Annotated in this window: 11 protein-coding genes; 7 read left to right on the top strand and 4 right to left on the bottom strand. The window is 66.1% G+C overall.

Going from position 1 to position 12,750, the window contains the following annotated elements; genetic code table 11:
- The first annotated feature begins 58 nt into the window (after positions 1 to 58).
- Positions 59 to 1,411: an MFS transporter gene (locus tag PFZ56_RS17050; protein ID WP_170004180.1), complete on the top strand. Its 1,353-nt coding sequence runs from the start codon at positions 59 to 61 to the stop codon at positions 1,409 to 1,411.
- Between the two features lie 82 nt (positions 1,412 to 1,493).
- Here the strand turns inward: PFZ56_RS17050 and PFZ56_RS17045 are convergent, their stop codons facing one another.
- From PFZ56_RS17045 to kynU, 3 genes are all read right to left on the bottom strand, one after another.
- Complete coding sequence (locus PFZ56_RS17045) at positions 1,494 to 2,825, bottom strand: OprD family porin (protein WP_170004178.1); 1,332 nt, start codon at positions 2,823 to 2,825, stop codon at positions 1,494 to 1,496.
- Between the two features lie 151 nt (positions 2,826 to 2,976).
- On the bottom strand, positions 2,977 to 4,392 hold the full coding sequence (locus PFZ56_RS17040) for an amino acid permease (protein ID WP_110594942.1): 1,416 nt from the start codon (positions 4,390 to 4,392) through the stop codon (positions 2,977 to 2,979).
- 31 nt (positions 4,393 to 4,423) lie between these two features.
- On the bottom strand, positions 4,424 to 5,668 hold the full coding sequence (kynU, locus tag PFZ56_RS17035; protein ID WP_306409004.1) for a kynureninase: 1,245 nt from the start codon (positions 5,666 to 5,668) through the stop codon (positions 4,424 to 4,426).
- Between the two features lie 366 nt (positions 5,669 to 6,034).
- Here kynU and PFZ56_RS17030 point away from each other — a divergent pair, with 366 nt between their 5' ends.
- The 3 genes from PFZ56_RS17030 (at position 6,035) to PFZ56_RS17020 (ending at position 8,495) form a co-directional block, all read left to right on the top strand.
- Positions 6,035 to 6,982 carry a nucleoside-specific channel-forming protein Tsx gene (locus PFZ56_RS17030; protein WP_102880023.1) on the top strand — a complete coding sequence of 316 codons (948 nt, stop codon included), beginning with the start codon at positions 6,035 to 6,037 and terminating at the stop codon, positions 6,980 to 6,982.
- 108 nt (positions 6,983 to 7,090) lie between these two features.
- Positions 7,091 to 8,119, top strand: coding sequence for a purine nucleoside permease (locus PFZ56_RS17025; RefSeq protein WP_170004594.1), 1,029 nt, complete (start codon positions 7,091 to 7,093; stop codon positions 8,117 to 8,119).
- 148 nt (positions 8,120 to 8,267) lie between these two features.
- Entirely contained in the window at positions 8,268 to 8,495 is a 228-nt protein-coding gene (locus PFZ56_RS17020) for a DUF6555 family protein (protein ID WP_011060569.1), read from the top strand.
- Positions 8,496 to 8,541: 46 nt separating this feature from the next.
- Here PFZ56_RS17020 and PFZ56_RS17015 read toward each other — a convergent pair whose 3' ends face one another.
- Entirely contained in the window at positions 8,542 to 8,712 is a 171-nt protein-coding gene (locus tag PFZ56_RS17015; RefSeq protein ID WP_102864137.1) for a metallothionein, read from the bottom strand.
- 252 nt (positions 8,713 to 8,964) lie between these two features.
- On the opposite strand from PFZ56_RS17015, the gene glcD reads away from it, so the two are divergent.
- From glcD to glcF, 3 genes are read left to right on the top strand one after another with little or no spacing between them, the layout of a single operon-like run.
- Positions 8,965 to 10,464, top strand: coding sequence for a glycolate oxidase subunit GlcD (gene glcD, locus PFZ56_RS17010; RefSeq protein ID WP_110653025.1), 1,500 nt, complete (start codon positions 8,965 to 8,967; stop codon positions 10,462 to 10,464).
- Positions 10,464 to 11,528 carry a glycolate oxidase subunit GlcE gene (gene glcE / locus PFZ56_RS17005; protein ID WP_170004592.1) on the top strand — a complete coding sequence of 355 codons (1,065 nt, stop codon included), beginning with the start codon at positions 10,464 to 10,466 and terminating at the stop codon, positions 11,526 to 11,528. Before glcD ends, glcE begins: the two co-directional genes overlap by 1 nt.
- Positions 11,529 to 11,531: 3 nt before the next feature.
- The gene (gene glcF / locus PFZ56_RS17000; protein WP_394304397.1) at positions 11,532 to 12,749 is read left to right on the top strand and encodes a glycolate oxidase subunit GlcF; all 1,218 of its coding nucleotides are present in this window, start codon (positions 11,532 to 11,534) and stop codon (positions 12,747 to 12,749) included.
- Position 12,750: the final 1 nt, after the last annotated feature.

Below are 12,750 nucleotides of genomic sequence, written 5' to 3'. Positions count from 1 at the left end.
GTGGTCATCCGGCGGGCACCCCATGCCCGCCTCGAACAAAACCTATAAGGAGCCACCCATGTACGAGCGAACGCAACACCTGAGTGAACTCATCGACCGCAGCCCACTGGGCGCCTTGCAGATACGCGTGTTGCTGCTGTGTTTCCTGATCGTCCTGCTGGACGGTTTCGACACGGCCGCCATTGGCTACATCGCCCCGGAGCTGATCCACAGCTGGAACATCGAACGCGCGCAACTGGCCCCGGCCTTCGGCGCCGGGCTGTTCGGCATGCTCCTGGGCAGCTTCTGCTTCGGCCCCCTGGCCGACCGCAACGGGCGCAAGAGCGTACTGCTGATTTGCGTGGCGATCTTCGGCCTGGGCACCCTGGCCACGGCGCTTTCACCGAACATCGAAGTGCTGAGCATCCTGCGCTTTGTCACCGGCATCGGCCTGGGCGGCGTGCTGCCCAACTGCATCACCCTGAGCTCGGAATACTCCCCGGCGCGGCGGCGCATGCTGCTGGTGACCCTGAGCTATTCCGGCTTCACCCTGGGCCTGGCCCTGGGCGGCGCGGTGGCCGGCGCGCTGCTGCCCCGGGTGGGCTGGCAGGGCCTGCTGCTGATCGGCGGCCTGGCGCCTCTGCTGCTGTTGCCGGTGCTGTACCTGGCGCTGCCGGAATCGGTGTGCTTCATGGCCAACAGCCCGCGCCACACCGCCACCTTGCGCCGCATCATCACCCGCATCAGCGGCCAGTCCGACTGGGAACGGGTGCGACTGGTGGGCGATAGCGGCGAGGCCGGCGCACGCTCGCCACTTTCAGCGTTGTTCAGCCCCGGCCAGCTGGCCCGCACCCTGCTGCTGTGGCTGACCTTCTTCTGCTGCCTGTTCGTGTTCTACCTGCTGACCAACTGGCTGCCCACGGTGCTGCGGGCCAGCGGCTACGACACCGGCGGCGCGGCACGGATCAGCGCCATGATCCCCTTTGGCGGCGTGCTCGGTGGCATCGCCATGGCCCTGCTGATGGACCGTATCGGCGCCCTGCGCATCCTGCCCTGGCTGTGCCTGATCGCCGCCTGCGCCCTGGCCCTGACCGGCAGCCAACTGCACAGCGCCGCCGGCACCCTGGCCATCGTGTTCCTGGCCGGTTTCAGCCTCACCGGCACCCTGAACAACCTCAGCGTGGTGGCCGCCACCCTCTACCCCACCGCCTCCCGGGCCACCGGCGTGGCCTGGGCCCTGGCGGCGGGCCGTGCCGGCTCGATCATCGGCTCGCTGCTCGGTGGCTGGCTGTTCGCCCAGGCCGGCGGCCTGCAGCAATTTTTCGCCTGGATCGCCGTGCCGGTGCTGCTGGCGGGATTGGCCCTGGGCTGGATGAAGCGTCTGGGGCATTCGGCCGCAATACCGACGAGCAAGGCCATGGAACAGGACTGAGCCCAAGCCGAGGTTATCGTCCAATAGCAGCGAGCCGCGCCTTCTTCGGGGGCGCGGCTCGCTGCTGTCAGGCCGGGTCGATTCAGAAGAGATCGATCGGGTAATCGGTAATCAGCCGGAACTCATCGATATTGCCCTCGCCCTGGGCCACGTTGGCCCGGTGCCAGGTCTGGCGCAGACGAAAGCTCAGGTCCTTGAGCGGGCCGTTCTGCACCACAAAGCGCGCTTCGAAGTTGATCTCGCGGTGCACGCCGTCCTGGCCATACATCCCGGCGTAGGCGCTGTCTGCCGGGGTGTGCGTACCGTCGATGCCGGAGCCGCGCAGGTAGCGGGTCATCAGGTTCCAACCGGGCATGCCGTAGCCGGCCAGCGAAAGGTCGTAGCGCAGTTGCCAGGAGCGCTCGTTGGGGCCGTTGAAGTCCGAGTACTGCACCGAGTTGGGCAGGTAGATCGAGGCGCCCTGGTCGCGGCCATTGCGGCCGTTGCGGTCCAGGTCGCCCACGCCCAGGTAGTCGAACGGGGTGTTGCCGTCGACGTTCTGCAGCGCCAGGGTCAGGCGGTGGGCGCCCAGGCCATAGAACACCGAGGCGCCCAGGGTGGTGTTGTCGATGGCGCCGGCTCTGGCCCGGCCGGTGTCGAGGGTGCGGTAGAGGTTGAGGTCGAAACCGGCCTGCTGGCCCTGCCCCAGGTCGGTACGGCCATTGAGGTTGGCGTAGTACTGGTTCCAGATGTCGGCGAAACGCGCCGCATAGAAGCTGGCGCCCCAGTCAGGCGTGAACGCGTACTGGCCGCCCAGGTAGTCCACCGAGGGCGTGGTGACGCCGGCATAGAAGGCCCAGAGGTCGCCGTTGCTGTTGGTGGTGACGTGGCCGGTGGCCGAGGTGAAATGCCCGGCCTGCAGCTTGAGTTTGTCCAGTTCCTGACTGTCCAGGGCAAAGCCGGTGGCGGTTTCCGGAATCAGGCGGTTGTGGCCGACGGCGAACACCGGGGTGTCCACCGACTGTTCGCCGAAATGCAGCACGCTTTCGGAGACTTTCAGTTTCAGCGCGGCACCGGCCTTGGCGTATTGGTCCGCCGGCTTGCCGTTGTCGTGGATCGGCAGGTTATAGGTGCCGGTCTTGCCCCCGGAGGCATCCAGCTTGAGCCCGAGAGTGGCGAAGGCATCCACGCCGACGCCGACCGTGCCCTGGGTGAACCCGGATTCGAAGCGGCCGATAAAGCCCTGGGTCCAGTCCTTGCGGTCGGCACGGCCGTCCTGGACGCTGCGGTTGAGGTAGTAGTTGCGGGCTTGGATGCGCAGATGGCTGTCCTCGATGAAACCGGCCGGCTCCTCCTCGGCACCGTGGACGGTCCAGGGCAGGCAACCCAGCAGCGGCAACAGCAAAAGCGGTGAACGGCGCATTACGTCAGACATGGCAAAACCCTTGTGGATTATTGTTTTTGTAGAAGTGGCGACAGGGATCGACAGGGGCCCAAAGGCCCCGTAGGAGCCGGCTTGCCGGCGAAGCGATCACGCAGACCGCTTCGCCGACCAGCCGGCTCCCGCGAGCGGGGTGGTCCGGAACTCAGGGTTGGATCGGCAACGGCTTGGGCGCCGCGGCATCCAGCGGGCGCTGGCCGCGAAAGCGCAGGTAATAGATGAGCAGGATCAGCGCCAGGAACGGCAGCCCGCAGACCAGGGTCAGGAAGAACTGCTCGGTGAACAGTGTGGTGATCATCACCGCCAGCATCAGCAACAGCCCTCCCAGGCTGGTCCAGGGGTAGCCCCAGAGCTTGAACGCCAGGGGTTCGGAGCCCTGTTGCCGGCGAAAGAACAGGTGGGTGAGGAAGATCCCGGCCCAAGTGAACATGGCGCCGAACATGGCGATCGACATCATCAGGGTGAAGGCCTGGTCGGCGTAGGCCAGGTACAGCAAGGTGGCCAGGGCAATCCCCAGGGACGACAGCAGCAGCGCCGCCAGGGGCACGCCGTTGCGGCTCAGGCGCCCGAACAGCGCCGGCGCCTGGCCGGCCCGGGACAGGCTGAACATCAGCCGCGTGGTGATGTACAGCTGGCTGTTCATCGCCGACAGCGCCGCCACCAGGATCACCGCATTGATCACCCCACCGGCATAGGGAATGCCGGTGGCCGCCATGACCATGACAAAGGGGCTTTCGCCGCCGGTGTTGCGGCTCCAGGGCACGATGGCCAGGACCAGGGCGATGGTCAGCAGGTAGAACACCACCAGGCGCACCATGGTGATGCGAAAGGCCCGGGTCACTGCACGTTCCGGGTCCTTGGCCTCGCCCGCGGCCACGGCGATCATCTCGATGCTCAGGTAACTGAAGAAGGCCACGATCACCGCCACCCAGGTGCCCCAGGCGCCGTTGGGAAAGAAGCCGCCCTCGTTGCTGTAGTTGGCAAAACCGATGCCCGAGCCGGGCGCCGCGCCGTACACCACCCAGGCCCCGAGCAGGATGAACACCAGGATGGCGCACAGCTTGAGCAGCGAGAACACATACTCGATGCCGCCGAACACCTTGACGCTGAAGGCGTTGGCCAGGATCAGCGCCAGGGAGAAACCGAGCATCCAGTAACCGCCGGGCACCTCGGGATACCAGTACTTCATGTACATCGCCGCCGCGGTGATTTCCGTGCCCACGGCAAACACGATGGAGGCCCAGTAGGCGTAGCGGATGGCAAAGCCGAACCAGGGCGCCACATAGAATTCGGCGAATGAACCGAACGAGCCGGACGTCGGATGGCGCACGGTCATTTCCGCCAGACAGCCCATCAGCAACAGGGCGATTACCGCGCCGATGGCGTAGCTCACCAGCACGCTGGGGCCGGCAAAGCCGATGGCGAAACTGCTGCCCAGAAACAGCCCGGTGCCGATGGCCCCGCCGATGGCGATCATCGACAGCTGGCCGCTGCTCAGGCTTTGCTTGAGGCCGTGTTCACGGTCTGCCACTTGTTTGAAGGTGCGTATTGTTTTTGTCATGACACTCTTGCTCCAAGGCTGGGCACGGGGTTCAGGTCACCGCTTTGCGGGCCAGGAACTGCGGCTGGTTCCATGCCTCGCTGACGAGGATGTCGCGCAGTGCGTCGACGCAGGTCCAGATGTCTTCAAAACGGTTGTACAGCGGGGCAAAACCGAAGCGCAGGATGTCCGGCGCGCGAAAATCACCGACGATGCCCCGGGCAATCAGGGCCTGCATCACCGGGTAGGCCTGGGGGTGGCTCAGGGAAACCTGGCTGCCGCGCTGCTTGGCATCGCGCGGGGTCTGCAACTGCACACCCAACCCGGCCAGTTGCTCGTCACACAGGCGGATGAACAGCTCGGACAAGGCCAGGCTCTTGCTGCGCAAGGCCTGCAGGTCGATGCCGTCGAACACCTCCAGCGCCGCTTCCAGGGCCAGCACACCCAACTGGGGCGCGGTGCCCACCAGCATCCGATCGAGGCTCGGGTGGGGCTGGTAGTCATGGCTGAAATCGAAGGGCTTGGCGTGCCCGTGCCAACCGGTCAGCGGCTGGCGCAATTGGGCGATGTGACGCTCGGCGACAAACACAAAGGCCGGCGCGCCGGGGCCGCCATTGAGGTACTTGTAGCCGCAGCCCACGGCAAAATCTGCGCCGGCCGCGTTCAGCTCCACCGGCATGGCGCCGGCCGAGTGACACAGGTCCCAGACCACCAGCACACCCAGCTCGTGGGCCCGCGCGGTAATCGCCGCCATGTCGTAGCGGCGGCCGGTCTTGTAGTTGACGTGGGTCAGGGAGAGGATCGCCACCTGGTCGCTGAGGGCATCGAGGACCTGCTCCGGGTCGACGCACTGCAGCCGGCAGCCGGTCAGCTCCGCGACGCCCTGGGCGATGTACACGTCGGTGGGAAAGTTGCCGTTCTCCGCCAGGATCACCCGGCGCGACGGCTGCATGCGCAAGGCCGCCACCAGCACCTTGAACAGGTTGATCGAGGTGGAGTCGGCCACTATCACTTCGTGCCCCTGGGCCCCGATCAGCCCGGCGATGCGGGCCCCGGTGCGCTGCGGCGCGGGGTACCAGTCGGCGTCGTTCCAGGAGTTGATCAGGCCCTCGGCCCACTCCACCTTGAGCACCTGCTCCAGGCGCGCCGGGACATGGGCCGGCATGGCCCCCAGGGAGTTGCCGTCGAGGTAGATCTTGTGTTGCGGCAAGGTAAAACGCTGGCGACAGAAGGCCAACGGGTCTGACTGATCCAACTGCTGGATCTGCTCCCGGGTACAGGGCGCGGAACGGCTCATGACGATCCCTCGGTATCGATGATTGGGCGCCGGGGTCGCAGCAAACGGCCACCAGCGAGTCAGGATGCTAGCCAGGGCCGTCATTACTGGATAATAGAAAAGGCGGCCCTTTATATTCCCGCTGGTAATACCCAATCCTGCTCAGCGCCTGCCCTCCATCGGTGGGCGGCTCGGTAGCGCCGCAGCCGCAACAGCGCTGACGCAAAAGCCCTGTCGACGATTGATTTCAGCTTTTATTTGCGAAGGCTATTTCAAGTTGGTACGCCATGTGCAAACGTTTGCGAGTTGCAATTTTGTGGGTGTTCGCCACCGCCATGCGCGCGAACGGACATCAGGGACTTCACACCGCACGAACAGGGACTTTCCATGCACAACCGCTTCCCCCGTCATGGCCAATGGGCTGTTTCCCTCGGGCTGGCCGGCGTTACGGGTCTACTCAGTCACGCCGCACTGGCCCAATCCCCCGCCCCGGACGCATCAGCCCAGGGCGAAAGCCTGAGCGCCGATGTGCAATCCGCGAAACAGGGCGCCTACCTTTCCGACTGGTACAACCAGGACCTGATGCTGATCGGCAGCAAGGACATCAGCTTCGGCCCGCGCCCGGCGGACGACATCTACCTGGAGTACGAATACTTCGGGCGCAAGGGCCCCTTCGAGCTGTACGGCTACATCGACCTGCCGAAGATCCTCGACATCGGCAACAGCCACGACAAGGGCATCTGGGACCACGGGTCGCCGCTGTTCATGGAGCACGAACCGCGGATCTCCATCGATTACCTGGCCGGTCGCAGCCTGGCCATCGGCCCGATCAAGGAGTGGTATGTGGCCTTCGACTGGATCTACGACCACGGCAGCCGCACCGCCAACCGCGCCAACACCCTGTACAGCGGCCTGGGCACCGACATCGACACCCATTCGCGGGTCAATCTCTCGGCCAACTTCTATGGCCGCTACCAGTGGGAAAACTACGGCGCCAGCAACGAGTATTCCTGGGACGGCTACCGCGCCCAGCTCAAATACATCGTGCCCATCGACAGCTACAGCAACGGCGCCTCGCTGACCTACATCGGCTTCACCAATTTCGATTTCGGCTCCGACCTGCACAAGGACAACCCGGCGCGCACCGCCAATGCCACGGTGGCCACCAACGTGCTGCTGTACGCCTTCACTCACCTGCGCTTCACCCTGGTGGGCCGCTACTTCCACAACGGCGGCAACTGGGAGGATGGCAGCGTGCTGAATTTCGGCGACGGCGAGTTCCGTGCCCGCTCCAATGGCTGGGGCTATTACGCCGGGGTCGGGTATCAGTTCTAGAGCAATGGCAAGCTTCGAGCGGCAAACGGCAAGACAAGAACGGTTGCGATGAGTTGCAACCTGGATCAGGCAGGATAAGCGCCGGTTAACGGCAGTCATGGAGGTTGTATGCGTGGGATTAAAAAGGTTTCGTGGGTAGTGGGACTGGGGGCTCTGCTGGCAGGCGGCGCCTGGGCCAACGAGGCACCAATCAAGCCCAAGGTGGTGCTGATCAGCATGTTCGCGCCGGAAGCGCAGCACTGGATCGAGCGCCTGGAGCTCAAGCGCGAGATCCGCGTGCCGGGGCTGGCGGCGGAGTATCCGAGCATTCGCTGCAATGACCGGGACGTGTGCCTGTTGACCACCGGCATGGGCCAGACCAATGCCGCGGCGTCGACCCTGGCGCTGGCCCTGTCGCCGAAGTTCGACCTGCGCAAAAGCTATTTCCTGATTGCCGGGATCGCCGGCATCAGCCCGCACCACGGCACCATCGGCACGGCCGCCTGGGCTCATTACCTGGTGGAGTTCGGCACCCAGTGGGAACTCGACTCCCGGGATGCGCCCAAGGACTGGCCCACCGGCTACCTGGGGATCAACACCAAGGGGCCCAACGAAAAACCGCCCCTGGACTACAAGACCGAAGTCTTCGAGCTCAACCCCAAGCTTCAGGCCAAGGCCTTCGCCCTGAGCCAGCGGGTGACCTTGAGCGAAAGCCCGCAATCGGCGGCCTGGCGCCTGAAATACCCCCAGGCTCCGGCCAACCAGCCGCCGGTGGTGACCCGCTGCGACACCCTGGCGGGCAACACCTGGTTTTCCGGTACTCGCCTGAGCGAACGGGCCGAAGTCTGGACCCGCCTGCTGACCGACAACAAAGGCACCTACTGCACCACCCAGCAGGAAGACAACTCCACCTACGAAGCCTTGCTGCGGGCCAGCCGCGAGGGCCTGGTGGACATCCAGCGCCTGGCGGTGCTGCGCGCCGGCTCCGACTTCGACCGCCCGGCACCGGGGGCCAGCGAAGTGGACAACCTGCTCAAGTACGCCGACCAGGGCGGCTTTGTCCCGGCCCTGGAAAACCTCTACCGGGCCGGCAATCCGCTGGTGCAGGACATTCTCGACAACTGGTCGACCTGGGAAAAAGGCGTCCCCGAAGCCTGATCCGTGCCAACCCGCAACCCGCAGGAGCCGGCGTGCCGGTGAACGCACGCTCAGGGCCATGACCGTTGGCGCCAGAGTCGGCCAATCAAAGTGAATTTTTGCGCCTGCGGGGGATCACTCAAGGATCACAGGGAGGAACAGAGGCTTTATGAACAACGCAAAACTCTTCGTCATCGAATACACCCTTCACGGCGCTCCCAAGTCCTTCATCATCCGCCAGGAAAAGATGGACAACGCCGAGGCCTGGCACTGGGCAAGCTGTGATGCGGGAGTGGGCCGCATCGGCCGTTTCGGCCGGGAACGGGTGAAGAAGACCAGCAAGCCCATGGCGGAAAAGTTCGGTATCGAGAATGTCACCTGGCGGCCTTCGGTCTAGGCCCGCCGCAAACGGGTGGAGCCGCAGCCCCACCCGTTTGCGCTCTTCAGCCGTGGGCGCCTTGGGCGCATTTGCACCCTTGGGTGGAAGCACAAGGCTCACCGTGGGCGTGATGATCGGCGCAAGCCTGACAGCAGTAGTGCTTGCCGTGACGGACAATCGCATGGGGCCCCAGCTTGCAGGTGCAGGCCGGACAGGCGCAGGTTTCATTGGACATGGCAGGGTTCCTTTTTATCAGTCTTTCAGGGGACTCGATCACCGCGCCACCTCAGACAATGGCGGCCACTGCACGGTGCGAGCACTCCAAAGACTAGGCCAACCCAGCCCCCCCGCCACGCCAACAGCGACTAAAGTGATTCGGCCAGCGCCCGCATGGACCGATGGCCACCCTGGCCCGACCAGCCAATGATGCAGGCCGTGGTCATGCTGTCTCGACCTGACAAGAACAACCCAAGGTCATTCACCGCCCATGACGATTCTCTATGACGAAACCCTCGACGGCGCCCTGCCCGACGTCGACAAGCAGGCCCTGATCCGGGCCTTGCGCAGCCAATTGCCGGACCTGGAACTGCTGGACCAGGAGCCGCAGCTCAAGCCCTACGAATGCGACGGCCTCAGTGCCTATCGCACCACACCGATGCTGGTGGCCCTGCCGCGGCATCTGCACGAGGTCCAGCGCTTGCTGCAGATCTGCCATGAGCACCGGGTGCCAGTGGTCCCCCGAGGGGCCGGTACGGGTTTGTCCGGAGGCGCCCTGCCCCTGGAAAAAGGCCTGCTGCTGGTGATGGCGCGCTTCAAGGACATCCTGCAGATCGACCCGGCCGCCCGCTGCGCAAGGCTCCAGCCGGGGGTGCGCAACCTGGCGATTTCCCAGGCGGCGGCGCCTTTGGGCCTGTACTACGCCCCCGATCCGTCATCACAGATCGCTTGCTCCATCGGCGGCAACGTCGCGGAAAACGCCGGGGGCGTGCATTGCCTGAAATACGGCCTGACCGTGCACAACCTGCTGCAGGTGCAGATGCTCAGCGTCGACGGCCAAGCCATGACCCTGGGCAGTCAGGCCCTGGACGCGCCGGGGTTCGACCTGCTGGCGCTGGTCACCGGCTCCGAGGGCCTGTTGGGGGTAATCACCGAGGTCACGGTCAAGCTGCTGCCCAAGCCGCCGATCGCCAAGGTGCTGCTGGCGGCCTTTGACTCAGTAGAAGCCGCCGGCCGCGCCGTGGCTGACATCATTGCCGCCGGGATCATCCCGGGTGGCCTGGAGATGATGGACAACCTGGCGATCCGCGCCGCCGAGGACTTCATCCACGCCGGCTACCCGGTGGACGCCGAAGCCATCCTGCTGTGCGAGCTGGACGGGGTGGAGGCCGATGTGCATGACGACTGCGAGCGGGTGCGCCAGGTGCTGGAACGCGCCGGCGCCAGCGAGGTACGCCTGGCCCGGGACGAAGCCGAGCGAGTGCGCTTCTGGGCCGGGCGCAAGAACGCCTTTCCAGCGGTGGGCCGTTTGTCCCCGGACTACTACTGCATGGACGGCACCATTCCCCGGCGCCAGCTGCCGGGGGTGTTGCGGGGCATTGCCCGGCTCGCCGCCGAGCATCAACTGCGGGTGGCCAACGTGTTCCATGCCGGGGACGGCAACATGCACCCGCTGATCCTGTTCGATGCCAACCGGCCGGGCGAGCTGCAGCGGGCCGAGGCCCTGGGCGGCAAGATCCTCGAACTGTGCGTGGCGGTGGGCGGCAGCATCACCGGCGAGCACGGCGTAGGCCGGGAGAAAATCAACCAGATGTGCGCCCAGTTCAACACCCACGAGCTGGCGCTGTTCCATGGGGTCAAGGCCGCCTTCGATCCTGGCGGCCTGCTCAACCCCGGCAAGAACATCCCGACCCTGCAGCGCTGCGCCGAATTCGGCGCCATGCATATCCATCATGGGCAACTGCCCTTCTCCGAACTGGAGCGCTTCTGATGACGGCGCCACCCGACGGCGATGCCAGCGCCGCGCTGCTGGAACAGGTCCGCAACGCCTTGCAGGACAGCACCCCGTTGCGTATCCAGGGCTCCAACAGCAAAGCCTTTCTCGGCCGCGAGTGCGCCGGGGAAATCCTCGATACCCGCAGCCATCGCGGCATCGTCAGCTACGACCCCACGGAGCTGGTGATCAGCGCCCGGGCCGGCACCCCGCTCAGTGAGTTACACGCCACCCTGGAGGCCGCCGGGCAGATGCTGCCCTGCGAGCCGCCATCGTTCGGCGCCGGCGCCACCCTGGGCGGCATGCTCGCCAGCGGCCTGTCCGGACCGCGCCGGCCCTGGGCCGGCGCGGTGCGCGATTTCGTCCTCGGCACCCGGATCATCAGCGGCAGCGGCCAGCACCTGCGCTTTGGTGGCGAGGTGATGAAAAACGTCGCCGGTTATGACCTGTCGCGACTGATGGCCGGCAGCTACGGCTGCCTGGGGCTGATCACCGAAGTCTCGCTGAAGGTCCTGCCCAAGCCCCGGCAATGCCTGAGCCTGAGCCTGGAAATGACGCCCGGCCAAGCCCTGGCCAAGCTCGCCGAATGGGGCCAGCAGCCCTTGCCGATCAGCGCCGCCTGCCACGACGGCGAGCGCCTGCACCTGCGACTGGAAGGCGGCGCAGGTTCGGTGGCCGCCGCCCATGAACGCCTGGGCGGCGAGCCCCTGGACGCGGGCTACTGGAGCCAGCTCAATGAACAGCAACTGGACTTCTTCAACCCCGGCCTGCCGCTGTGGCGCCTGTCGCTGCCGCACAACACGCCGCTGCTGGCAGTGCCCGGCGAACAACTGCTGGACTGGGGCGGCGCCCAGCGCTGGCTGAAAACCGCTGCCACGGCCAGCGAGATCCGCGCCGCCGTCAGCGCCGTTGGCGGCCACGCCAGTTGCTACAGCCACGGCCTGCAGGACAGTCCGTTCCAGCCCCTGGCGCCGACCCTGCTGCACTACCACCAACGGCTCAAGGCGCAGCTGGACCCGCAAGGGATCTTCAACCCCGGCCGACTCTACGCGGAGCTCTAGACCATGCAGACCACCCTCAGCCCCGAGGCCCGGCAACTGCCCCGGGCCGCCGAAGCCGAGCGCATCCTGCGCAGCTGCGTGCATTGCGGTTTCTGCAACGCCACCTGCCCCACCTACCAGTTGCTGGGCGACGAACTGGACGGCCCACGAGGGCGCATCTACTTGATCAAGCAAGTGCTCGAAGGCGCCACCGCCACCGCACAGGTCCAGCAACACCTGGACCGCTGCCTGTCGTGCCGCAACTGCGAAACCACCTGCCCGTCCGGGGTCGATTATCACCACCTGCTGGACATCGGCCGCGCCGTGGTGGATGCCGCCCTGCCCCGGCCCGCCGGCCAGCAACTGCTGCGCCGCGGGCTGCGAGCGCTGAGTGCCAACCCGCAGCTGTTCAAGGCCCTGATCCAGGGCGGCAGCCGCCTGCGTCCGCTGCTGCCTCAGGCGCTGCAGGCCAAGCTGCCGCGCCAGTTGCCCAGCGCCAAGCCGCGTCCGCCCCTGCGCCATGCACGGCGCGTGCTGTTGCTCGAAGGCTGCGTGCAACCGGGGCTGTCGCCCAATACCAATGCCGCGGCGGCGCGAGTCCTCGATCGCCTGGGCATCAGCGTGCAGCCGGTCGCCGAGGCCGGCTGCTGCGGCGCCGTGGACTATCACCTGGACGCCCAGGAAGCCGGCCTGCAGCGCGCCCGGCGCAACATCGACGCCTGGTGGCCACACCTGCAACAGGGCGCCGAGGCGATCATCCAGACCGCCAGCGGCTGCGGTGCCTTCATCAAGGATTACCAGCACCTGCTGGCCCATGACCCGGCCTACCGCGACAAGGCCCGGCAGGTCAGCACCCTGGCTCGGGACTTGGTGGAAGTGTTGCGCGCCGAACCCCTGGAGCAGCTCGGCGCCCACAGCGAACAGCGTCTGGCCTTCCACTGCCCCTGTACCCTGCAGCACGGGCAAAAGCTCGGCGGCGCCGTGGAAGCGCTGTTGCAGCGAGCGGGGTTCAACCTGACCACGGTGCCTGACAGCCATCTGTGCTGTGGCTCGGCAGGCACCTACTCCCTGACCCAGCCGACCCTGGCCCGGCAACTGCGGGACGACAAGCTGCGGGCTCTGGAAAGCGGCCAGCCGGAGTTGATCGCCACCGCCAACATCGGTTGCCAGATCCACCTCGACAGTGCCGGCCGCACCCCGGTCCGCCACTGGATCGAGGTGCTGGAAGACGCGCTGAGCTAAG

The organism is Pseudomonas danubii (genome assembly GCF_042980055.1).
GTDB classification, from domain to species: Bacteria; Pseudomonadota; Gammaproteobacteria; order Pseudomonadales; family Pseudomonadaceae; genus Aquipseudomonas; species Aquipseudomonas danubii.
This window is presented reverse-complemented; position numbering and strand designations above follow the sequence as displayed.